This window comes from Furfurilactobacillus rossiae DSM 15814 (assembly GCF_000428925.1).
Taxonomy (GTDB): Bacteria; Bacillota; Bacilli; order Lactobacillales; family Lactobacillaceae; genus Furfurilactobacillus; species Furfurilactobacillus rossiae.
In genome coordinates this window covers 188,436-214,836 of sequence record NZ_AUAW01000004.1, presented here as the reverse complement: position 1 = coordinate 214,836, position 26,401 = coordinate 188,436, and the positions used below count along the sequence as shown (strand labels likewise).

8 protein-coding genes and 1 rRNA gene are annotated in these 26,401 nt (G+C 43.1%); all 9 read right to left on the bottom strand.

Annotated elements, in window-relative coordinates; genetic code table 11:
- Positions 1 to 171: ribosomal RNA gene (locus tag G400_RS0103555) — 16S ribosomal RNA — on the bottom strand; the annotation flags it as partial.
- Between the two features lie 501 nt (positions 172 to 672).
- Positions 673 to 1,275, bottom strand: coding sequence for a signal peptidase I (lepB, locus tag G400_RS0103550; RefSeq protein WP_017262583.1), 603 nt, complete (start codon positions 1,273 to 1,275; stop codon positions 673 to 675).
- Between the two features lie 147 nt (positions 1,276 to 1,422).
- Positions 1,423 to 2,070 (bottom strand): pyroglutamyl-peptidase I, encoded by a 648-nt coding sequence (gene pcp, locus G400_RS0103545; protein WP_017262582.1) that lies wholly within the window; start codon positions 2,068 to 2,070, stop codon positions 1,423 to 1,425.
- A gap of 167 nt (positions 2,071 to 2,237) precedes the next feature.
- Positions 2,238 to 10,085 (bottom strand): MucBP domain-containing protein, encoded by a 7,848-nt coding sequence (locus G400_RS0103540; RefSeq protein WP_162129509.1) that lies wholly within the window; start codon positions 10,083 to 10,085, stop codon positions 2,238 to 2,240.
- Positions 10,086 to 10,586: 501 nt separating this feature from the next.
- Complete coding sequence (locus G400_RS0103535; protein ID WP_017262580.1) at positions 10,587 to 11,138, bottom strand: ferritin-like domain-containing protein; 552 nt, start codon at positions 11,136 to 11,138, stop codon at positions 10,587 to 10,589.
- Between the two features lie 21 nt (positions 11,139 to 11,159).
- Positions 11,160 to 11,393, bottom strand: coding sequence for a heavy-metal-associated domain-containing protein (locus G400_RS0103530; RefSeq protein WP_017262579.1), 234 nt, complete (start codon positions 11,391 to 11,393; stop codon positions 11,160 to 11,162).
- Between the two features lie 85 nt (positions 11,394 to 11,478).
- Positions 11,479 to 13,392 carry a heavy metal translocating P-type ATPase gene (locus G400_RS0103525; RefSeq protein WP_017262578.1) on the bottom strand — a complete coding sequence of 638 codons (1,914 nt, stop codon included), beginning with the start codon at positions 13,390 to 13,392 and terminating at the stop codon, positions 11,479 to 11,481.
- A 141-nt stretch (positions 13,393 to 13,533) separates the two neighbouring features.
- Positions 13,534 to 17,778, bottom strand: coding sequence for a lectin-like domain-containing protein (locus G400_RS16390; protein ID WP_017262577.1), 4,245 nt, complete (start codon positions 17,776 to 17,778; stop codon positions 13,534 to 13,536).
- Between the two features lie 479 nt (positions 17,779 to 18,257).
- Positions 18,258 to 26,318: an LPXTG cell wall anchor domain-containing protein gene (locus G400_RS0103515; protein WP_017262576.1), complete on the bottom strand. Its 8,061-nt coding sequence runs from the start codon at positions 26,316 to 26,318 to the stop codon at positions 18,258 to 18,260.
- Between the last annotated feature and the right edge of the window lie 83 nt (positions 26,319 to 26,401).

Here is a 26,401-nt window from a genome sequence, read left to right as displayed (position 1 = left end):
CCCCCACTTTAGGGCAGGTTACCCACGTGTTACTCACCCGTTCGCCACTCACTTCAATGTCTCGTCAATCTGGTGCAAGCACCGTCAATCAAAAACCGAAGTGCGTTCGACTTGCATGTATTAGGCACGCCGCCAGCGTTCATCCTGAGCCAGGATCAAACTCTCAAATTAATGAGTTATTTGAAATAGCTCTTGTTTTGTTGTTACTTGGTTATAAAGTGAATTGACTTCACAATTGTAATTGCTTCGAACTTTCGTTCAAAGACCCTACACATTTGATTCGTCGAAACGTTGTTCAGTTTTCAAAGATCTACATCACTGTCATGCGACAACTTAATTAGTATAACATGCTGTTTCTAATCAGTCAAGCAAGAAATTAAACATTTTTTTGAAATCCGTTTAGCAACTTGACGACCTCTCGTAGCAGCAAGTAATACTATATCAACAAGTCGAACATCGGTCAAGCGTTTTGTTCAAAAAAATCTTGCTTGAATTCAAACGGACAACTTCTCTCATTATATGTGCGATCAAGTTTCATTCAGATTAATTCAATATCCTCGACATACAGAGGCGACTAAGAGACTAAAAAAGTATTCACCATGCCAAACCGATGGTTTGGCATGGTGAATACTTTTTAAAAACTGAGGCTGTTGGGAACACTACTAAGTAAATTCACTTGTCTGCCGTCCACGTTTTGTAAGCCTGATTAATATTAAACCGTTTGCTAGCAGTACTCGTCCAAAATGGGACTTTAACCACACCAGCAACCTTTTTCTGCTGTACAAAACCCCAGTAACGACTGTCATTAGAAACAGAACGATGATCACCCAGTACAAAGTACATCCCCTTCGGAACTGTTGACGACTTTACCTGCCAATCATGTTGCTCGGCCAGCGACGACAAGGTCCAGTTGCCAGTCCCTTGGTTACGTTCGGTTGCACCAATGTAGCTCTGATTGATTTTACGATTGTTAACGTACAGAACACCATTCTTGCTTTCAACCGTGTCACCCGGCATGCCAATCACCCGTTTGACATAATCAATGTGTGAGGTGGCGTTAGGATCCTCACCCTGCGCATCAAAAATAATCACAGAGTTATGACGAATCGGAGCTCGGTTGAACATTGCCACCCGCTCACGATCCTCTAAATTAGGTTGCATCGACGGACCTGCGACATATGCGAACTGAAATAATGTCGCCTTAATAACGAACGCCACAATTACCCCAATCAACAACGCCGTAATAACACTTACAATGCTCTTTAAAGTTTTCATCAATCCTGTACCAACCGTTTGATATTTTTCGTTTAACTCTCTCTAGAAATTTATTTTAGTCCACTTGCGGCACAATACAATTCTTAATCTCAAACTTAACTGGACAGGACAATATTTTTTAATTCCTAGTCAACGTACATAAGAATTTTATGCAATCGTTCCCTCAACACTCTCAATATCTGGTTTACCATCGTAAGCAACCATTGCCTCAATTGCGGCCGTAATGCCACGCACATCATCCGCCAATGACAACGAAGGCACATTTGGACGGCTCACAACCTGCTCGGGCAAAAACGGAATGTGCATGAATCCCGCCTTCAATGCGGAAAAATGCTTGTCCCGCATGTACTGCACCTGATACATGATGTGATTACAAACGTACGTCCCTGCCGTTGTCGATACTGTACTTGGCACACCGACCTTGCGAATAGCGCGTGCCATTGCCTTAATTGGCAGCTGAGTAAAGTAAGCCGTCGCACCATCACTTTGAATCGTTCGGTTGATCGGTTGAAAACCATCATTGTCCGCAATTCGGCCATCGTCAAAATTAATGGCAACTCGCTCCGGTGTGATAGCGGCCCGACCACCAGCCTGCCCAACATTTAAAACATAATCTGGGTGTTCACGCTCGATGGCATTCAGAACAACCGTTGCACAACGATCAAACACCGTTGGAATTTCTAGCTTCACAATATCGGCGCCCGCAATTTGTGCTGGCAACTGCTTCACTGCTTCAATCGCTGGATTGATTTTATCCGTACCAAACGGATCAAATCCTGTCACTAAAATTTTCACACTGATGCATCCCCCTTCGTTTGCCATTATCTTAGTTTTTCTGACTGATGGCATTGTTATTCACCATTCTAATCATCTGCCAACGACTTTCAATAAAAAACGCTAACCTCCAATACGGAGATTAACGTCTTTCACACTCGTAAAAACTAGTTTATGTTGTTATTTTCTTACGATCGGCGATACCTACGAACACCGAGGAAAATGAATCCTGCCGCCATCATGCCTAACCCGGCAATAACCAGTGCAAACGAACTTTGCTGGCCCGTACGTGGTAAGACCTTTACCTGCGACTTGGCAGCTACGCGCGCAGAGGTATGAACCTCTGGAACCAATTGAATAACCGTCATCTTAACAGTTGTCTGCTGTGCTGAAGTCGTTCGCTCAACCAGTTGAACTGGAACCGGCGTTGTCACATGTACTGATGGTACAGTCTGTGTGTCCACGGACTGCATCGACATCGGCCCAGGTGTGGTTATCGGCGTGTAAATCACCTCTACCATGCCTGGTTGACCCGGCACCTCTGGTACAAACGTGACTTTGTAGCCAGGAATTTGAGGGACGTTTGAAATCGGCTGTCCCGGAACCCCAGGCTGTTGCGTCGGCGTCGTGCCAGGGACTGGCTTACCATCCGGCGTTTTGGACACAACCGTCACAATGAGCTCGTAATAGTAGTTCACTGCGCCATTCGTCACACCGTACATGCCGCTGGCGTTGGCAGGCGTAGTAACCAACTTATAGCCGCTAACATTGGCCGGTGTCGACTGATAATCGCTGCCAAACGGTCCAGACAGCGTGACAGAACTTGCGATTGGGGTCGTTGTCCCTTGGATATAGTAATTGACCATAACGGTTTCCGTCAGCGGCGTATAAACGACATTGACCTGTCCCGGCTTATCGGGCACGTTCGGTGTGGTTGTTCTTGTATAGCCCGGAATCGTTGGATATCCACCCGTTGGCGCGACCGGTTGTTCCGGAGTACCTGTACCTGAGGGAGCTATCACATTTGGAATTTCATTGCCGTTGCCGTCTACCGGAATAATGGTGTAATCGACAGTGTATTCATAATTAACAGTGTTACCAGCGCCTGTATAAGTACCGGCAGCGTTGGTTGGCGTGGCAACTAATGTATAACCCGGAATTTGGGCCGCATTCGTCGAGTACATCAAACCGACACCCCCGTTTGTTGTCACGGAATTGGCAATCTTGTTTGTAGTTCCAACCACATAATAGTTAGCTGTAACAGATGCATTTTGTCGGTAAACCACCGTCACAGTTTGTGTACCATCGCCAGTCAAAATGTAGCTAGTTGGTTGACTGCGCTCGATTGTATAGCCCTCAACATCTGGCTGGTCAATCGTTATTGCAGCGCCCTTTTTCTTGTCAGTTATATTGATTGCTTTTTTACCCGTCAATTCATTGCCATTCTGATCGACATACTTAACCGTTACTTTAGGCGTGATTGTCAGTGTACCATCAGTCAACTTGGCTAATGTTGTGGCATTAATCGTAAAGTTTTTGTTTGCCGCGGCTAAATCACTGATTCCCTGAGCGCTCAGTTTAATATTATGGTCACCAACTTCTTCGCTAGTGTCGTTGTCTCGTCCAAAATCGTCTTTTGTCCACTTAGGTGCCGTTAACCAGCTCGGTAGTGTCACTGGATATGGCGTGCTAGGATCATCTGCACCATAAACTTTGGTTTGTGACCCGATGCTTCCATTAATCTCGGCCTGGGCGTATTGCCACGTAATCTGGTCAGCAACCGGATCACCCGTTTCAACACCCCAGTCGTAATTAATCGCATATGACGCACTGCCATCAGCATTCGTGGTAATCTGTAACGTTTTATTATTTTGGTCCGTTGCACTCACAACTACATAGCCTGCCACTGCCTGCGATTTAGCAACAAATCGACTGTTTAACGCCTGGTCGGTTTCAGTTGGATAAACGGGTTGTGATTCCTTAGGTAAGTCCGCTGGTAATCCACTAGACTGTTGCTTTAAATCATTAACAAGCGATAATTCCAAATGAATCCCAGAAGCCAAAGGCGAGTCTCCAACAGTACCTAATGTCAATACAGCACCTTTTTGAACATTGCTCTTGGCAACCGCTGTATTTAACGTGGCCACAATATGTGCAAAGGTTCCATCGGCACTCAAACTAATGGTTACGCCGGTAATATTCTTCCAGTTATCAGTGTCAACGGATAAATTACCCTTTTCCAAATCTGATTGTGATGATTCTGAGGTTAATGTTAATGTTTGACCACTTGCTAACAATGCCAACTCTTTCACGCTCAGAACCGTACTTGGAACATCAAACGTATATGTTTTATCACTAGCATCATAACCGTCTCCGCTTTTCGCTACATTAACCGTCGCTTTTTTTGTGAAATCGGCTAGCTTAAGCGGCGCGGTTTTTGTTTTCACATACAGTGCATTATGCATTGCTGGCGTTGCGCTACCCTTAGGCGTTTGTGTGTCCGTTAACCAACCATTCATGTCGAAGCCGTCTTGATACGTATTTTGCAGGAAATCCAGATCGTCAGCCACAGTTTTTGGCTTATAGATCACAGTTAAACGCTTAGCATCTTTGTTAACTATCACTGTAGTTGTGTAACTTGTAGCTGTGTTTTCATCAGGCTGGAAACTAACTGTTTGCCAATTAAAATCTTTAGCTGCGCTGCTTAAATCAATTGTCGCCGTTATTCCGTCAGACATTGATGCACTTGGTACATCCGTCAACGATGGCGCCGTATTTGTTACATTCCACACACTGCCATAAGTCTTCGCGTAAAGATAGGTACTAGTGTTACCGCCAAACGTCAATTGTACGTCGTTAAAATTAATCGCAGTTGGATTATTCGTTGCAATACCGTTGATCAACTTGTAAGAAGCACCTTGATAGTTTGCCGTGCTAGCGGCGTTAATTGTGGCGGGAACTGTCGCATTGTACGTACTGCCTAAAGCCAATCCGTTTTGAGTCACAGCAGACTGTAACTCCTGCCCCGCCTTAACATAAGCAACATTCACACTGCCATTGCCGTTTTTAACTGTCGTGTCAGCACCACCGGCCGCTGCCTGATATGTAAGTTTCAGATCGGCCTGCATATTCATGTACAACGTCAAATTAGCTAACGGCGTTTTGTTAGTAGCATCCCCAGTATCAGGAACATATTGGCCATTACTATCAACCGTGAATGGCAACACTAACTTAATTACATTTTTGTTCGTCGCCTTATCATAGTTGGCTGTGGCCTTATCTGGATCAAACATCACGGTTACAGATCCATCAGCGTTCAGCGTAATTGACTTAACACCATTAGGTAGAACCATTCCATTCATGGTTCCTTCATAAATCTTGCCCGTAGTACCAGCAAAATGTTCAATAAACGCAGTCACAAAACCATTCGGATCATTCGACTGAGTGGCATTTACGATGTCAGCATTACTAAAGGTATATTGATGGTCGGCATTAACCTTCGTTGCATCTGATGTATCAACATTGACGGTAAGGCTGTTTTCACTCTTTGTCTGCGCACTAATGACCAGATTCAGGACATCGCCGTACTGGTCAATGAGCGCGGGAGCTGTCGCATCACGAGCATCTGACCAGTTAACGACGTACGTGCCGGCCTTTGCCATTTCGCTAATTAACGCTTTCTTATCAACGACTGTAGTCGGTACATAAGTGAGCGTCTGATTCACAGCATTATAGGTCCACCCTGCAGGCAAATTAGTAACGCCAGCCCACTCAAAAATTTCACTGCCGGTATTGCTAGTCGTTACCTTGCTTGGATCAAACGATGTTGTTGACCGAATATTGCCGTTGGCATCTTTACCAAGAAAGATTGTAACCGTTGGTCCAGCCACTGATGTATTCACCGTCATCGTTGTTTTCGTAGCGGTATTTGACACATTGGTCGCAATATATTGAATCGTCGCCGTTGAATTTTCGGCTGTTCCGTAGTCTTTAGTATTATCCGTGGATTGTGAATCAGGCACATATCCGTGGTATTTCAACCCATCAGCATTATCTGCGATTACTGTTACAGTACCATCCGTATTTTTGCGGTCATATGTACTCTTAATACCGTTGGTGCCAAACTTAGGATCCGCTACGAGTACGACCCCTGCGTGAAGCGCCTTGCCAAGAACCACGATTGTTGTTGATGAAAACGATGGTTCAACGTTTTTCCCTTCTGTTACTATCGCTTCAGCCGTGGATTGGGTGTTTGCCACGTTGAAATCATTAATCATCTTATCCTGAAGGCCGATTTCAGTAATTGTAATAGCATCATTTGCTGTACGCGTAATGACCACCTGTGAGGGCTTCTCGTTAGCCATTGCATCTTGATTCGTGATTATGACTTGGCGATCCTGCGTACCGAGCGTTCCTGATCCGTTTGTTGCAGTCACTTGACCATTAACATCATAAACGATATAGGTCAAACTGCCATCGCTGTTTATCGTTATGGCCACTTTAGAACCATCAAGATTAGTGACAGTCTTGTTAATAGGATTGTCAGTACCACTCGTATCTGCCACCGTCACGAGTTGAACAGTACTGTTATGAACAACATTGCCATCCTTATCAGTACTTTGAAAGAAACCGGCATACGTTTGGTCGTCTGTTAACTTATTATTTTTTCCGCCTACGCTGTCATTTTCAAACTTGGGGTCAGCTACTTGTTGAACCAACGTTAGTTGACTAATAAACGACTTTTTGTAGTTCCAACCGGCCTGATAGAGTGTTCCGGAATTGGTTCCGTCACTCGTAATTGCTGTACCATCGGCACTTGGTGTTAATGTTATTGTATTTAGCACATCACGGACAAACTCATAATCAACTGCCCCAGAATCGTTGATACTAACTGAAATAGTTGTTTGCTTCAAACCATCGTTTATAACATTGGCATTTAATTGAACACTGGTATAACCAACACTATCCTGGGTAGCTTTTTGCATTCCGCTATCGTTCAGAACAGTCCCTTGGTTATCATAAACGGCGACATCCAGTCCCGTCACTGCCCCTTTATCCGGACTCGTTGCATCGGCCGCTCGCTGGATAGTAGCCACCACGCTGGTGCCATCAGCATTACTATAATGAACTTGCCAAACAGTCGAACCATTGGGATTAGTTGTCATCAGCACTGGTGTCAGCACATCCGTTACGGTACTTTTATCTTCAAATTGATAGGTGTCTTTAGTTGGATTGCCTAAGGCCGGTTGGCCCGCGGTTGGTGTGACATTCAGGTTCTTTTGAGCTGCCGCATAACCCGCTTCATATGCCGGAATCGCCACCGTTTCTTCGTGAGCATAAGCGTAATCAAGGCCATTTTGGATGACTTTTTTTGCATTATTCTGATTATCACTGCTAATTTGGTCACTTTTAATCATTGTCGTGGCCGATGGTGTTAGCATTTTAACACCGCTAACAGGCGTGCCATCAGCATTTTCGGAGTAAGATTTTGTATAAGTCACATCAGCATTTAGTGTGATATCACTGTCGGTAACTGTAGCGGTTAGATCAGGATTATTCCTTTGTGCCGCTGTCAAACTTTGTGCGATTGGTTGACCATTATGAGAATCACCACTCTGTTTTACATAAGTATCAGCATCAGCAACGACCTGCGCGATAATGTTAGCAAACTTGCCAGCCTTATCAGTAAAAAAGCTCTTATAAAGTGCACTAAACACTTTGTAATAAACATACGAGTTGGCTTTGTAGTAATCATATTGAATCGCGGACAATATACCTTGGCTCATAGCGGTCGGTAAGAAAGTAGCCGCACTGTTCAATTTTGATAAATCACCCGTGTTAACAGCCAATTGAATATCCGCCAAAAAGTCCGTTTTAGCTTGGTTGGCAGCATTCCAAGCCAATTGGTACATATCGTTTTGTGCCGGGCCACTAATCCAATCCTTTGTTGCTCTCGTCTGATATTTCGAATCCACAATCGGGTTATTCGCAGGTGAAATATTATAGGTATACGTCTTCCCTGTTAATACAGAGTAAATCGCTAAATCTAGTGGTGAGACAACTTGACCCGCAACCGGTGTGGTCGGGAAAACACCGGCATCGGGAATCGGTGTGTTACCAGCGCCATTATTATTTTCATTAATAGGCTGGTTATTATAGTGCCCGCTTAGGTACGCTTTCGCCAGAATATATGCATTTACAAATAAGGCCAATTGCCCCTTCGTTTTCGTGCCCGGAATGGCTTTGTAAGCGTCTGGTGCTTCCGTTTCAATGGCCGCAGTGGCAACGGTACCGCTAACTGAATTATCCAGGGCTAACGCCTTGCCGGCTAATGCGTCAACGGTAGCCTGTTTGAACCCCTGTGCGACCACGTTTTGCCAGTCAGCGTAGTAATCCTTAAACGCTTGGGTGTAAATCTCATTTTCCAGTGATGTTACGTCGACAGCATTACTCAAGGGATTGTTACTAAGCATTGTCTCGACCGGATCGAGAAATATAGCGTCATTATTGCTGGTTTTACTAGCTGTCCATGATACCTGAGTCATCCCAGCATTCCCCATGTTAGCTGCGACCTCGTAAATCATTGAATTATCCCAGTTCATCCCCAACTTGGCATCCCCGACAAACCAGTCATAGGCAAAGTCGAACCCTAAATTGTACATATTAGCCTGATCGCCAGAAAGTTGGTTAAGATTCTTAGCGACATTCAGATCATTTTTGAGCTTTATGAACGTCTCCTTAAGGCCTTGTGGCCCAAAATAGCGACTTTGGGTTGAATTATATTCAACTTTAAGTAGCCATAAATAATAGGCTTCCGCCGTTAATTGACCCTTTAAATACGCCTTAATCGTATCGGCATAACCATTTTGCTGGTTAGCTGACGCATTGACGCCCAGTTTAACAATATCGTTGGCGCCATTAACATAGTCCGCACTTTGAGACAGTGTCGTCCAGTTAACCTTTTTCAATTCATCGGTAACCCAGGTCTCGACAACCATTTTTGCATCAGCAATCATCGCCGAAGATGCCACACCGTTAGCACTGCTTGATACGGTGGCCAGCTGCGACTCTATCGTTGAATAGCTGACATCGCCCAACCAATTCTTGATATCTACCCCGTTATTATCGGTTTCCGGCGCATAGGAAGCGGCAGTTAGCGTGGCCACGGCAGCACTTTCACCAGTTGAATAATCGTCTGTTGTGGCGTCTTGTGCCGTGATTTGAGCCGGATTGATGTGTTGAGCTTCAACATGCCGTTTCGCTGATTGAATGTCTGCACTAGATGCTCCGGCTGACAAGTCAATCTTGACCCCGTTCGAAGACGTTTCAGTCGTTTTTGTTCCAGAAACGACTTGTTTAGCACTCACTGAAACAACGGCTTGACTGTCGGCCATCTGCTGCCAAATAGCGCTAGTGGATCGCTGTCTAGACACTGATTTAACTACCTGATCGGTGGATACGTCACTGCCCGCGTCACCGCTGTTTGTCACCAAACTAGCCTTTGAATTACTGGCAGTAGACATTGTCGCTGTATTGTTAGTGACCTCGTTTCGGCTTCGGACACCGTTTTGCCCCGCAAATGATGAAACACTGCCAGCTGCTATCTTGCTTTCGGCACTAGCGGCTTGGCTAACCGCCATAGAGACACTGGATTGCCCCTTCTTTTCTAAAAGACCATCTGATCGAGCGCTCATCGTTGCGCTGGTAGATGTGGCATTTTTGCTTGTGTCGCCAACCAATGTGCCACTATCCGCATTACTAGCAGCATTTGCTGAACTTCGCGTTTGAGCAGGTTCACCCGCACTGGAAGCAGATAGTGTCGTAACACTGGCAGACGCATTGGGAAGCGCATTCGTTGCAACCCTTTGCGTTAAAATCTGTTTGCTTGTGTTATCGGCCAAGACCGTCTGGCCGGTTATAATCATTGCCGACCCAAAACCGACCGCAATGATGTTAGCGAACAACCACGCCTTACCCGCCTTGTACATTTTGTAGTGTTCTCGCTCTCGCATATGTTGGAATTTGCGTTTTAGCATAAATGCCCCCTGCAGTTTAATCTGCATTTCCTCAAGGTTTCCTTACCCAACTGAAAACTCCCGCTAAACAGCTACCTGGCGCATGGCACGTTCCGAGTCAATTTTGCGTGGCAATCTGGCCAAACCGTGGTCATCGAATTAAATTGACCTTCGTTTATTACTGGTTGAATCTGTGTTGATGGCGACTCTAAAAGGAGGAATAAAGCTAGTTTTACCGGTGTTTCAATTCAGTTACACGGTAGTTCTTCTCAAACATTAATTCAACATCCTGTTGACAATTTATTTATTAAATTATTAATATAAGGAATTTTATACAGATGCTGTTAAATCAGATTTAACAGTGTGTTCCACAATGGGATAAAAATATTTATATTCAAAAACTGAGATCCTTCTCAATAGACAAAACTTGGCGTTCTTTTGGGGTAATCAATTTTCAAAATACAAAAAAGGCGTTACAAAGTATATCAACCACTTTGTAACGTCACTTTTCAGTTATTTGCGTTAGTCCTCATCGTCATCATCTTCGTCATCTAGACCAGTTCTGGCATCATTGCCTAAATATGCCTGTAAATCAGCGATAGTCTTTCTACTTTCAAAGAGTAGCGTTGTCAAATATTGGGTTAATGCGGGCCGATCCTCTTTTTCCGAAAGCTTAATTGCCCGTGTCACAAATAAATTGTTTGTTTCAAAATCATGAACAAAGTTATTAACCAACCAAGAGGCTGTTTGATATTTATTTTGACCGGCTTCCTCCAACATCGCATATTCAGTAAACGCTGAAGTCGTGCTTGGCACAATTTCACCCTCAGCCAACAATCTTTCGCCCAGTTCATCACGTTGATTTTGAGTTGTCTTCATCAACAGATTAAATTCTGGCTTTAAGGAAAAGCGTTCAGGTCCCTTAACGTACCATTTTGCCTGTTGTAACTTGTTGGCGAGAACCACTAGGTTTGCCACAATGTGACCAGCCATTGCACCGGCCGTTGGCGTGTGATGATCAATGTCTGATTGCTTTAATTCTGCTTGATAACGATCTTCTATTGCTGTTGTCATATTCTCCACCCTCAATTTGACTTATTGTTGAGCAACTTTCACCTTTACGCCCTTAACTTCATAACCTAACTTTGTAACAACGTCGGCCAAAGCATCGGCACTCACAATCTTTTCATCGAAATTCACCTTGACCTTAGCCGCGTTGAACAACACTTTGACATCTTCAACACCTGCTTGTTTGGCCAATGCGCCTTGAATCTTCTGCATACACGATGGGCATGACAACGCGTCTAACTGCATAATTGCTTTACTCATTTGAATAACCTCCATCTTTGTTTGATTACCACCAGTCTAACCGGCTAATAATGATTAATAATTGATGCCCATCAAGTCTGCCCAACTAATTGATTGCGGCTGGCGACTTGATTAGCTTAGCTGGTTTGTTTGACGCCATTATTCGCTTTGGCGTATAGCGAATCAGACGCATTGCGTTAAGAACAACCACTAGAATACTGGCTTCATGAACAAACATGCCACTGGCCATGTAAATGTAGCCGAAAATTAGACCAATCAATAAAAATACTACTGTACCAATTGCAATGATGATATTTTCCCGAGTATTGCGAACCGTCTTTTTTGCCAATCCATACGCGTGAATTAGCTCGCCAAACGACGACTGCATCAAAACGATATCGGATGTTTCAACGGCCACATCAGTTCCACCGCCCATCGCAATGCCGATGTTGGCCGTCGCAATTGACGGACTATCGTTAATACCATCCCCGACAAACGCCACCGTATGACCATCATCTTGAAGTTGTTTAACAAACGTCACCTTTTCTTCAGGCAACAAATTTGCATGGATCTCATCCATACCAAGCTGACTGCCAACCGTTTTAGCTGTTAGTTCATTATCACCAGTGAGCATCACTAGCCGTTCAACGCCCATCGCCTTTAACTGGCGTAAATCATCTTTGACACCGTCGCGAATGACATCTGCAATGCCTATAATGGCTTGTAACGCACCATCCACGGCCACTAAAACAGTGGAACTACCCTGATGTTGAATTGCGATCAATGTTTTCTGCTGAGCATCGTTCAAAATCACGCCTTCAGCATTCATTAGCGTCTGATTGCCAACTGCAACGTCGTGATTCTCTATTTCAGCCGTCATCCCTTGACCTTTAATCGTATTAGTTGCCTGGACGACCAGACTATCACTAGCAAGTTCGTGCTCGGTTACGTAAGCCACGATTGCACGTCCCAAAGGATGATCCGATTCCCGTTCCATCGCTGCCGCATACGCCAACGCGTGGCTATCTCCGTACGTTTGAACACTGGCAACTTCAGTTTTCCCTTTCGTTAACGTGCCCGTTTTATCAAATACCAAGGTGTCAACTTTACTAAACGTATCGACCACTTCGCCACCCTTGATCAAAACGCCATTCTTAGCGCCATTACCAATACCAGCGACGTTTGAAACGGGGGCACCGATTACCAGGGCCCCTGGGCAGCCAAGAACCAGTACTGTAATCGCCAGTTTGAAGTCGCGGAAGAATATCCCCACTAGCAATGCGAGAAGCAACACGGCTGGTGTGTAATACGTGGCAAAACGGTCAATAAACTTCTCCACATGGGACTTGGTATCTTGAGCATCCTCAACTAATTCAATGATTTTGGCAAACGTAGTATCGTCGCCGACTTTGGTTGCCGTAACTTGAATAGTCCCGTTATCGACCATTGTTCCTGAGTAGACCAATTCACCCGGCCTCTTAGTGACCAATTTTGATTCACCCGTAACACTGGCCTCATTCAGATAGGCACTGCCACTGACGATTTTGCCATCCACTGGCACCTGAGCTCCCGTTTTAACCAACACGACGTCGCCTTCGTCAACAAAATCAACATCCGTTTCGTTTACACTTCCGTCAGGTTGGACAACTTGCGCAGTCGTTGGTGCCATTTCGGTGAGCGACTTGATTGACTTTCGCGTTCGCGCTAACGTCTTTTCTTCTAGGAACGTTCCGAATAAGAATAGAAAGGTCACGATTGCAGATTCATCAAATTCTCGAATAACAAACGCACCGATAACTGCGATGCTCACCAATAATTCAATACTGATTGTTTTAACTCTCAGTGCCTCCCAGGCCCTGATGATAATCGGTGTTGCCGCAATAATTGAAGCAAGAACAAACGCCGATGTGTCTAACCACGGTTGACCGGTGAAGCGACCGATGAAACCGAGAATAATTAAACCGGCTGTGACTGCCGTAATTTGATTCGTGTGATGCTGAATCCAGCGTTGAAATTTCATAATGTCTCCCCTTTTCGTTTGATGATGAATTCAGTATAGGTGGGAATACGCAATAGATAATTGACGGTCATCAAGAACGACAAAAAAAGACTAAATCCGAAATTAATCGAATTTAGCCTTTTTGGTAACTCATTTTAAAGATTAATGTTGCTTGCGACGAAGACCGAACAAGGAGAGCAAACCAGTTAATAATGCTAAACCAGTGCCCATTGCTGCTGTCGTAGCGAGTTCGCCAGTATGTGGCAACTCTGCTGCAGCAGATTGATCAGTTTCATCAGTAGTTTTCGTTGTTGGTGCAGATGCTTCTTTAGCAACAGTTGCGGGCACACTCTGTTGAGCAACTGGTGCTACAGTTTGCGCCGTTGCTGCAGAAGCCACCGTTGTCTGAGTTGCAACCGCTGTTGACGTTTGGTCAACGGTGTTAGCAACTAAATGAACTGTCTGCGGTGTGACATCGTTCAACAAAATCCAGTCACTTTGACCTGGTGCCAAATGATAGCCCGCAGGAATCATGTTGCCAATGTAAACCCAGTTGCCAGTGTAACCCTGAATCTCAGTGGTTGTGATAATTTGACCATTATCATCATCCGTCATAAGCAGTTCGATTGGGTCCCAAGGACGATCTGATGACACAGGCGTCGTTGGTTGGGCAGTAGCCGTTGGTGTCATCACTGGCTGAGTTGGCACGTTTGGCGTTACGTTTGCGACCGTTGCTGGTTGTGCAGGTTCAGTTTGAATCGTTGGTTTAGCTGGCACATCGGGGATTTGGGCCGGTGTGGTTTCCTGATCAACTGGTGTTGGTGTTTCGGCAACAGTTGCTGGCTGCTCCGGTGTCGTTACTGACGTTTTATCACCAGTAACTGGTTGTGCTGGCTTTGTATCTGGGGTTTCAGTGCCTTCACTTGGCTTACCTGGCGCTGTGACTATAGGACGATCCAAAACTGTAACATACGCCGTCGCATAAACTGGGTCACCGTATTCAAATACAACTTTCTGTTTGTCTGACTTGTAATCAGTAGAGATTCTCCCAGAGACTAGCTTTAGCTTGTCAAACGACATTTGAGTGCCCTCGGCCGTAGTACCGCCCACGAAATTATCAGATTCAGTCCATGTATCCCCAACATAAAGTGTCAAATCTCTCAAATCAATTTCAACAACATGCGTATAAGCGGTTGTTGACGCCCCATCTTTGGTAGTAATAGTAACCGGATAAATACCTGGTTTGGTGATATCTACCTTGCTGGTATCAACAGACACTGTTTCATATGCAGCATGTTTCAAAGCGACATCGTCAGTTGAGCTGGTTTTTCCTTGACTATCCGTAACGGATACAAAATTTCGTTCTCCAGTATAGTCCTTATCGTTAACCATAATATCAACGTCTTGACCAGCAACTACACTTTGACGCACATAATCAAAGGTAATGCCTTGATTTTGTGAATCATTGTATGTGCCTTCCTGCAGATTCTTGCCTTGCAAGACATATTTAACATTATCAACAGAAATCACTTTCGGTGCAGTTACTGAATAGCTACCAAGAACAGTCCCACCATCGATTTGCGTCTCAAACAAGGATTTTTTATTTTCATCTTCGAAAGTTACTTTAAGAGGTGTTGCAATTGCCTTATAGGCTACCTCGTGTGTTTGTGTTCCGCTTGCCGTATAAGCATATTCATTAGCTGAACCATTATTAATTTTGAAGAAATCAGTAGCGCTCAACGTATCATTATTGTTATTTATCAATTCTTGTTTCAACGATGGTACATTGATGGTAACATTAGACGAAATTTCCGGTCTAATGTCACTTTTAACATAAGTTGCTGTTCCTAAATCAGCTTTTGCATCAGTGATTACAGGCTTAACGTTAGTGTCTATAGTATGTGTCGAGTCAACCGTTATTGTTGTTGTCGTATTTTCGACAACGCCTGTATAATTCAAACCGATGGAAGGCGCAATTTCGTACGGTACATACTCCACGTATGTCGCGTCAGGACCTGTTTTAGTAAACGAAAGCGAAAGTGGATGTGCGTCTAATGGAACATAGCCTTTGATAAAGGGTAAAAAAACTTGCTGACCTGTTAGACCAAAATAAGTAGGCAGGTTCGTCAAAGTGCCATCGGTAACTAATGAAGTTCTTTGTGGGTCATTAACATCATATGGAATTACAGTATAAGTGACAGTGTTCGGTACATACCAAACTTTAAACGAATTGACCTGATTCTGCTGTATAGCAAAAGTAGCCGTATTTTCTTGGAGGGAATAATCAAAGGGGTCGGCATCCACATATTTACTCTTATCAGCACTTTGTAATAACGTGTAACCAGGGATTTCTGGAAGAGGCAATGTATTAATTGACCCTTTTTTCATAATTTGTTGACCAATATTCGTAGCTTTTTTCCCGTTTTCAACGCTCATTGGAATAACTTGTAAAAATGTTGTGTCAGGCACATTAGGTGCATAGACAAATATAACGTCAGGATTTAATACTTTTGCAAAGCCTGAAACATTATCCACAATTTGATCATGTGCGACAGTTTTGCCATCTGTCGCAACATCGTACGTTCTTTCAATAGTGTGATCATAGTGATAACCATCAATAGCAGGATTCGAATATGCATACTTATCACCAATTGAGTAGTGATCATTTACTGTCGGCAGCAATTCTTTCCCATTTTCGTCTTCATACTTAACGTTGATTGCTGCCTTTGAAGTATAGGAAAATCCTTCATATTTCATTCCTTGAATATTGAAATAGTTTCCAGATGATGCCGCCATGGCAAATGATAATGGCTCATAACCGCCTTTTCCATCTGGCGTCAGCCACGGTGTAACATCAATACTCCATTCCTTTAAGGGTTGATTGGTTAAATCATCCTCTGAAATACCTTGTACGCCGTATTTTACAGTCATAATGTGTTTAAAGACGTTGTTACCTTCTGCATCTAGTACGGGTTTTCCATCAGCATCGAACTGTTGCTCAGGTGTGTAATCAATTTCAACTGGAACTTCTGCTTTGTTTAGCTGTCTTGGTGTACGAACCAATAGAGCACCTGCAGACTGATCGGTTGTAGTATTTACGCCAGTCTTATGATCAACGTATTCACCACTAGCATTTACATGAGTTGTAAGTGCACCATCAATAGTAAGTCCTATACTTTTGTTTACTAAATATTCCCGATGATATTCAAACCCATCTGGGCCACCATAAGTAGCCGCGACACCAGAAGCATCAGTGTGAACAAAGGCACCGTAAGCATCACCACCAGCTATCGTCTTACCCGTACGATCACGTGTCGGATCAGGTAAAAAATCGGAATGAACGTCAGTATCGTCTCCGTTGAAATACGTGTCAACCTTAAATCCAAATGCATTAGGTAAGTCGGCAATTCCAAGTGCACCTCCTTTACCACCGACTTCATCAGTTCCACCTGGATGAAAAATGAAAGAGATACCGTCAGCATCAGTGATTTCACCAGGGTGCTTAGGATCTGGTTCTGGTGATGTCATACTCACGCCACCGATAACCTTAAACCCGGCCGCTGGATCAATTTGATTCTTTAAAGTGATGTTACCCGTTTGACTTGGACCATCAGTTAATTGAACAATTCCACCAACGTAAGTAGCATTACCATTAGTCTTAAAATACTTATCAAAATTATCTGAATGAATGTTAATAGTCTTACCGTCTGTATCGACGGAATCATCAGACTTTACATCATCCGGATTAACATCACTCGTCTGGTCACTTTGTGGGGTCGATTCCTGATTAGTGATTGGAGTGGCACTGGCAGCACTTGCGGATTCAGATTCTTCAATAAATTCAAGTGGATTTGCTCTAGCAACAATGGTTGCGTTTTCCGATGCCATTGACGTTACGGGAAGAGATGCTGATTGTGAGTTCTGACTGTCTTGTGAGGCCACTGATTTAACAGCAGCTTGACTTTGAGATTCCGTCGAAGTCTGCGAACTCTGACTTTCAGAGGAACTAACTGATTGGGTGTCAGATTTAACTTCACTAGATGAGTTACCTGAAATCTGTGATTGTTGCTCGCTGGCTGGGGCAACTGATTTTGCCGCGCCTGAGTTTGAGGCCACATCGCTTTTAGCAGAACTAGCAACACTTGTAGCTTCACTAGCTGTTGAGGCCTTTTCGCTACCAGCTGATGTTTGCGAAGCCGCAGCACTTGAGGCCTGACTGGCCGGAGCACTAGCGGGCTTTTCAATTGGGGCTTGATCTGTCGTCGTTACATCAGCAGCGTGAACAGTGGTCGTCATTGCGCCCACGCCAAAAAAGGCAAGTGCAACTGCGGCGAATACCCAATTCTTGCCATCTTTATACATCCGATAATGCAGCTTCGTTTCTGGTTGCATATGTTTATAACTCATTCGTTTAAATACCCCTCAATTTAAAACCCAGTTGTATTTTTAATCACCATTAAATCTCTTGGCGGTTGTTCAATTTGCATGGGAAAGAGGTCTGCGATGGTTGTTTGCAAACGGAGAAAGTCATGCATAATCGATTACATTTATATAATTAAATTGTGTAAGCGTTTTAGTAACTTAACCTTTTAGCAATCAAATTTATTCTGTGGGTATTTATACCATAGAAACGTTGCCTTTAAAAGGCAGACAGGTTGCGCTTTTTGCCGCTTTTGGAACAACCAATGTTTCAGTTTTCACTTTTGCACTACGGTTAAAAAGCGCTTTTATCGCGTAACAAGTGCAATCGTTTGCCTTTATTAATAATCATTTTTGTAACTATACCAATTTAGTTAAAAAATATTTAATTACCTAAAATAATTTGCACGTACAAAAAAGACGATCATGAGTTTCCTCGCAATCGTCTTTCCGCAATACCTATTCGATTAAGCTTCTTGTTTGCGCACATAGTAGGCAAATCCTGCAATAACACTGAGCAGAACTACGCCAAGCATCGCTAGTAATGAAGCTGATTTTTCACCAGTCTCTGGTAATCCAGTCACACCATGTCCTTCTTGCTTAGCAGGCTGACCCGCAGGACGACCATTGGCAACAAGTTTTTGTGATGCTACAGGAGTAACAGCGACAGCCGCATAAGAACCATTTTGTGCTGATACAATCGGCGTTTCAGGTTTAGCTGGACGCGCTGGTTGATTTGGCATCGTTGGTGTCATTGGCTTGTTTGGTACGTTTGGCATTACTGGTACGTTCGGTACAGTTGGTGTCGTAGGAACGTTTGGTACTTCAGGGGTCGTTGGTACATTTGGAATGTTTGGCTGACCCGGAGTTGTTGGTACGTTCGGAATATTCGGCACATTCGGCGTCGTTGGTGTATTCGGAATGTTTGGTACATTCGGTGTCGTCGGTGTGGTTGGAATATTCGGAATATTTGGTGTGGTTGGTGGTGTAACTGGTGGTACCTGTGTGTCTTGGAACTTAGCCGAGACAGCGACAGGTTCGTCAGTTGCATGATCCAGAACGACAACTTTCAACAACTCAGTGCTCAATTGATAACCAGTTGGGGCGACCGTTTCCTTGAAGTAGTAAGTACCAGGCTTCAAGTCAGTAACGGTTAACGTCCCGTTGGCATCCGTCGTCAAGTCTGTCTTAATAACATTCTTGTCGGCATCGAGCAGTGCAAACATTGCATTGGCCAACACGTGACCATCTTCGGCAGCGACTTTCGTCAGTTTGATACTGCCTTGGTAATCAATCTGTGAAGCAGTTACGTTACTTTGACCACCACGAGTGGTGTCTGCAATAACAAATTTCGTTTCATCAACATTGTCGTTGATCAGGTAACCATCAGGTGCGGTGATTTCCTTCAAGTAGTAAGTGCCAGGTGCTAGACCGGTGATGGTGAAGTTACCATTTGCATCAGTAGTAAGTTGGCTAACTTGCTTGCCATCCATTGTGACTTCAACAGCCTTCTTATCACTATCAAGCAATTGGTAAACAGCACCGGCAAGCTTATCACCCTTACTGTTTGTCTTGGTAAACTTCATTGAACCTTGATAGTTCGTTTGATCACCAGCAAATGTAACAACTGGAGCGTCATTCGCTGGCATTACCATGAAGTACAAACGATTACTAAAGTCACGACCATCTGGAGCAGACTTAACGTGACCATCTTTCTCAGTGACAGCTTCAGCACCATCAACTCGATAAAATTCCAAGCCATGCGGTTTTCTCAAATCAGCATTCAAACCTTTAATCAAGTTTGTTGGTTGAAGATCCGGCGTATCGTCACGAAGAATGTAACCAGGCGCATGAGCAATTTCTTTGAAATAGTAGTTACCAGGCTTCAAACCATAAATGAAGATTTGACCATTGTCGTTAGTTGTAAACTCTGTATTGCCGTCAATGGAAACGCGTTCTTGAGTACCGTCGTCATTGACATACCAGAGTTCAAACTTCGTGTTAGCTAACATTGTTCGCGTACCGACATCGTGCACGTCCGTTTGACCATATTTAGTCATCTTAACGGCACCTTGCCAGTTTGCAAAGTCCCCAGTTGCAACTGTGTCATCCTGATTACCATTTTTAATCTCAAACGCAATGGTATTTAAATTCAGGACAAAACCGGCTGGTGCTTTGAGTTCCTTGAAGAAGTAATGACCGGCACTCAAGGCATCCGTCTTAATCATTCCGTCATCACCTGATGTTAACGTTTGGAGCAAGTTGTTATGCTCATCGTAAACACCAAAAATGGCATTTCCCAATGACTTTCCATCGACAAAGTTAATCTTGTGCAATGTAGCATAACCGTGATAGTCGATTTGGCTCAGTGTCAGTGCTCTTGAGTTGTTAATCAAGCCATCATCAGTAACCGTAAAGGTCAAGGCATCAGGATTAATCAAGTAGCCATTTGGAGCTGAAACTTCGCTCAACGTGTAAACACCAGCTTTTAAACTAGTTTCTACAAAGCGGCCATTTTGATCAGTCACATACTCAGCTGATGTATCTAATGTTGTGTTCGTTAATTTATACTTTGCACCGGGAACCAAACCAGTCTTATCGCTTCCCTGCTTAACAAACGTTAATTGGTTCTTGTAGTTGGCATAGGTAACGTGAACGTCATAATTGGCATCGTCATTATTCTGAACTGTGCCAGCAATTACAATTTCATGCACGGTCCTATCCAGTGCGTAGCCCTTCAAAGCGCGGATTTCAACAATCCGGTACGTGCCACTGCTCAAGTTCTTGAATGTAACAATCCCATTTTGATCAGTCGTTGCATCAATGATTGCGCCATCATCGGCAGTTAAACGGTAAACAACTCCTGTTAATGACGTATTCGTTGCCCCATCAATTTTCGTGATCTGAATTTGGCCACGATAGTCAACTAACTGACTAATTTTTTTCACATTACCTTTGTCATCTGTATAAGTGAATTCGGTAATGTCATTGTCCTGTCCGTCAACAACAGTAAAATGCAAAATAGTGTTATTGACAATGTAACCGGCGGGAGCAGATGTTTCTTGAAGTGTATAGGCATCAACTGGCAAATTAGTAATGTTGAGTTGCCCTTTGTCATCCGTTGTCCACACATCACTTTGCGTGCCATCCTCATTAATCGTCATGCTCTTGATTGTGTTACCATGAGCGTCCTTTAAAATGAAGGTAGCGCCGACTACCTGACTACCATCGTTGCTGACCTTGGTTAAGACAATGTGTTCTTTGTAATTTTTGACATTGCCTTTAACAATGTCGCTGTGACCATCTGCTGTCTCAGAAGGCATTACTACAGAAATGACCTGCATTCCATCCGATTTAATATAACCATTTGGCGAGTCAATTTCACGAATCTTGTAGTTAATACCAGCTGCAACATTAATAAAGCGAACTAATCCAGCATCATCAGATTTTTGAGTGTCTTTAACAACATTATTAGCGCCTAGTAGTTCAAACGTAGCACCAGCAAGTGGCTTGTTTTCTGAATCAACTTTATAAAATTCAATTGATCCAAGATAATCTGTTTGAGCAACGTTCAGTGCAATTGCTTTTTCTTGCTCAAATGGAGAGGCAATCCAATTAGGATTTTTCTGATCCTTACCGTATTTATAATCTTCACTCTCGTTACCATCCGTTTCCATTGCAGAAATTATAAATGGAATTGGTGTCTCGTTAACTAAAAATCCCTTAGGTGCTGTCTGTTCAACAAACTGGTATTGTCCAGGCCTTAAACCGGCAACCAAAATTTGACCCTTAGAATCCGTGATCAAGCTACTGTAATCTCGATTTTTCTTTGTCGCAGGATCAATAGTCTCGTCAGTGTATAGTGTCCATTGATTGTTTTTCAACATTTCAAGTCGGTACTTAACACCGGCAAGTGGTTGATCACTTTTAGAATTATTGTCTTCGGTTTCACCATTTTTGGTAAGGATAACTTGTCCCAAGTGGTTCCAGACTGTCCCTGTTTGTGCAGCCGTATTTTTGTCTTCTGGCAACATTTCTACATTAATGCTGCGCATGACATGGTTCTTATTCGGGTGATTAACATCTGTGTCTTTCATCCACGAACCATCTAGGTCTGTCGGCGTAATGTAGTCAGCTGACGGGTTCATTTCCTGAAGGTAGTACGTAATAACTGTCCCATCTTCATGATAACCAGGAAGATTCTTAAAGGTAATAACACCCTTATCCTTGCTGTTACCATCAACCTCACCATCACCAGTTGTACCTGTACGAATTAGAGTATAGTTGCCGTCAGCATCTTTCTCATACAAGTTGAACCGAACATTAGGTAGTAATTTAGTTTCACCGGTGAAATTATCCGTTGTTACTTTCTTAGTGAGGCTTATGTTGTAAAAATATCCAATGAATTCTGCAGAGCTTGTTGTGATATCAAAGCTATCCTGGTCGGTTTCATCATTCTTATTCGGAACGATTTCATTACCGTTCAATGTTGCATTGTTAGTAAAGGTGGCTTTCCCGTCCACAATATTGCCACGATCAAAGTACATTTTCGTTTGATATTGAAGGACGTATGACTTGCTAATAGCATTCAAAAACGTAAGGACTAGTGTTTGTTGGCCGGTAGTCAAATCAGTTTGAATTTGATAAACATAATCGTAACCCTGTTTTCGTAAAGCATCTTTAGTAGCCTGTTGATCCTTTTCTGATAATGAAGAAAATACGTAATCAATTTGAAGGCCTTTTAACTCGGCATTCGTATCTGCAGTTAACTGAGTTTGTTTATTATTCCTTATAGAATCTGCAACATCATCTGTATAAACATTAAATGGATCTTTGCCAGAAGCTTCTGGTGTAATTTGTTTTGTCGATAACTTAACTCCATAAAGATGAACTGACTTCGGATCAATTAGTTGGTTTACAGAAGGTGAATCAGAGAATTTTGCATCGTCAACCGTTGATTGACTTCGGTTAATGTCAACGGTCCAACTGGCTCGATTCGATTTATCAGTTGGAGCCGCGCCCTTTTTACTGATATAAGATTTACCACTATAAGTATCAACACCAGCACTAACAACGATTCGCCATTTTGTTTTGTCATCCTTGACAGGGTAATTTGTTAACGCATCATTATCATAATGTCTTTGAACTTGAACACCATCGACGCTTGTTTCATATTCAATCTGAAACGCCATCTTAGTTCGGTTTTCGTGTTGTGTATCCGTAATTTGTGGTAATGGTTCTTTTTCATTACCAAATTGAATGAAGATTTCCTGCGTAGTTGTCTTCTTAACTAATGAATACTGACGATCAGGATCGTTAACGCCTTTGTCGTAATTTATATAATCAGAGTAGTCTGACTCTTGTAAATCATTGACATCAACTACAGTGCCATCACTTTTAACCAGACCTGTAATTTTAAAGTTTCCTGTCGTCGTATCGACATAACCGTTGTATACGGTAACTTTTGCGTAGCTAGGATTCGTCACACTGCCAATAAATTGACCATTCCCACCAATTGATCCTTGAGTAATCAGAATGCTACCGGAAACCAACTTTTGATTGTCGAGAATTGGATCCAATAATTCGTAATGGTTGTAGTTAGAAGTGTCGTAGTTAGAAACAATCAACCAATGAATTTTCTTAGTGATTGGATCGTACCATGCCTCTTTTTTACCCTGCATAGCTTCTTCTTTACGAGCACCATAATCTACATTGGCCGTATCGTGAACTGGATTACTGTTTGTGTCTGTCCAAGTTGCGTCCACGGTGTTTCTGAACTTCAAATCTTGATCTGGTTTTGGCGTTGTCAATTTAGTGACATCGTATGTCGTAGAATAAGTCATCGTAAATGAATGATTTGTTGTCGCATAGTCATTAATAAACTTAACAACAAATTGTGCATGACCGGCAGCATCAGTTAGCGTGGTTAACGTGTAGTCAATGTTTTCAACTAACTGCTTAGGTATTGACTTGCCATTGTTATCGAGCATCGTAGCATTATTGTCGATGATTTTTACTTTAGGCTGATTAGTTGCATTCGGTAAAATTTCTTGATTGTTTGCAGGTACAAACGGTTTGCTTAAGCCACCGTGCGCTGACGTGTCAGTTAGCGTGTAATTATTCATCACATAGCCAGACTTGTTAATATCTGTTTGCCACGCAATAACTTTAAATCCGACATCAGCTCCGGCAATCTTCTTAGTCAGATTATAACCAACCGCAGTAACTGGGTTTGGCGTCTGTGTATCATAACCATTAACTTCAGCGTGGTTAACAATTTCGATTGCGGAATTGTAACCAGTGTTGTCAGTACCGTTTGTGCTGGTTACCGGGTTGTAGTTAACGTCTTTACCGTCGATTTTCTCGCTGCCCTTATCAAACTGATCATTAGTAATTTGACCAGTAGAAACAACAGCCGTTTTTTCTGATATTTCCGTTTTGTAGTTAATGTTAACTGGTAATTTGAATCCTTCTGGAAATTCAATGGTAAAACCGTTGTTACCGTCTGGCAGGACAACTTTAGTTAACGTGTAGTCCTTACCAGCAATTAAAACATGATCCGTTTTCTGAAAAGCATTTTTGGAATCCGTTGCTTCAGGGTGGTAGGCCATTTCCGTAACGATCACAGAATCATCAACTAACGTTTGAGGTTTACCCATTTCATCTGTGTAAGTTCTCGTGTCACCTGTTAAGGTGTCTGTACCATGGTTATAACCAACTTCCCATGAGTAAATATGATGCAATTCTTCATCTTTTGTTGGTGTGCTTGGACCCGCTTTAGTTAACAGACCTTCGTAGTGTGCACTCACAGTTGTATACGCATTAATCTGCGTTGTACCTTGTTCATCTGCACCTTGGTAGACATCATTTCTTATGTTAAGATCACCAGTCTTAATTTTGCCCTTATCATCGACCGGTTCCTTGATGCTAGTAGTGTAAATTAACTTATAAGGCGAATTAATTGGATGCAAAAATTTAACATTTCCATTTGTATCAACAGTGTAATCAGTGTCTTCAAGTAGCCTGTCGCCAAGTTTGTCTTGTCCGTTTTCTTGAACGATGCTACCGTCTGTGCGTTCAGTAATGCCGAAAATCTGGACTGGTGCATTTACATTATCATAGTGAACTTGGCTATCAAATTTTTCGGTAATCGTAGCATTGGTCAGCGTTTGAATATCTCTGTTCATGTAAACACTCCATGTTACATGATCAGGATCCAAATTCTTATTAACTTGACCCGTTTTTGAAATGCTTTCAGTCGTTGTTGGGTGAACAACAATGACATCATGATCTTCTTGACCAGGCAATTTCAGCTCATTATTGTGCTGCCCAGAAGTTTTGATAACATCCTTATTAAATAAGGCATCAAATGTTACCGAACCCGAACCTGACTGAATCGGATTATCACCAGTTTGACCCGTTATGTGGGGGTTGTAAAAGACAATCGTGATTTTCCCATTGGTACCTACTGTATAAGTACCGTAAAGTGTTCCATTAAGCGTCAGTTCGCCGCTCGTATCCTCGGTCACTCGATATCCATTGGGCAACTGGTACGTAAACGTATCACCAGTGACCATATGTTTCCAGATTGCATTATCAATGGCAAATGCCATATCGCCATGAATGCGAGAATCAATTGTCACCTTATTCGGATCCAATACCGATGTGTTTTGTCCATTATCAAATGTTAAATTAAACTTTGCATGCAAGGTGGCTGCCTTGTCATCCTGTGTTGCGTTCGCGCCATCTTGACCATTTTCATCAAGGATATAAGTGCCTAAATCATGTGCGCCATTCGCGGCATTATTATTAGCATTGATAGCGTTACTGTTGGCAGTAGGATCATCTGCTGATTTATTATCACCATGATCATATTTCTCTCTTGGCTGTGTTACAGCCGTAGTAGCTGTATTGCCCTTTGAGTTAGAATCCGTTTGACCTGATGTCACATCAGATTGCGTCTTACTGGACGAGCTATTTTGTTCTCCCGTATTTCCAGGACTCACGCCACCAAATTTGGACCCAGCCGCATCAGGATTGGTGTTTGCCGACGTCGACGCTGACGTTGATGTCGCAGCCGGAGCAGTAGAACTCCCATTACTACTATCATTCCTAGGTGTCGACTGCGTTTGATCAGAATCAACGTTACTGCTTGCCATGTTAGCTGTTTTGCTGGAATCAGTGTTGCTGGCCACATTACTTGAACTACCAACACTGGAGTTAGACGCCTGCGACGGCGCACTGTTTGTCGTCGTTGATGCAGTAGAGCTTGAACTCTCACCGGGCTCGCTAGCTTTAGTTGATGAATCAACAACAGAACTTGGCTGTGCATTCTCTGAACTGCTTGTATTCTGTTTGGCGCTACTTGCATCACTAGAAGCCGCGCTCGGTTGACTCCCTGCCGTGCTACTAGTTGCTGCAACCGCCGGCGTCGTATCCGCCTCAGCACTGATTGTTTTGACGGTTGTGACACTGAAAAAGGCACTTGCAATAACTGCCCCCGCTAACGCGTATAGACGTTTCCTCAAAATAATGTTCCCCCACGAGTTATAGTTAAATCATTTAGTATGAATAAAAATACGATTAGTCAATGTTTTTACTGATTATTATT

Coding starts and splice junctions, on each gene's coding strand:
- G400_RS0103535 (WP_017262580.1), bottom strand. CDS start 11,138: ATGACAACAGCAATAGAAGATCGTTATCAAGCAGAATTAAAGCAATCA.
- G400_RS0103540 (WP_162129509.1), bottom strand. CDS start 10,085: ATGCTAAAACGCAAATTCCAACATATGCGAGAGCGAGAACACTACAAA.
- G400_RS16390 (WP_017262577.1), bottom strand. CDS start 17,778: ATGAGTTATAAACATATGCAACCAGAAACGAAGCTGCATTATCGGATG.
- lepB (WP_017262583.1), bottom strand. CDS start 1,275: ATGAAAACTTTAAAGAGCATTGTAAGTGTTATTACGGCGTTGTTGATT.
- G400_RS0103525 (WP_017262578.1), bottom strand. CDS start 13,392: ATGAAATTTCAACGCTGGATTCAGCATCACACGAATCAAATTACGGCA.
- G400_RS0103530 (WP_017262579.1), bottom strand. CDS start 11,393: ATGAGTAAAGCAATTATGCAGTTAGACGCGTTGTCATGCCCATCGTGT.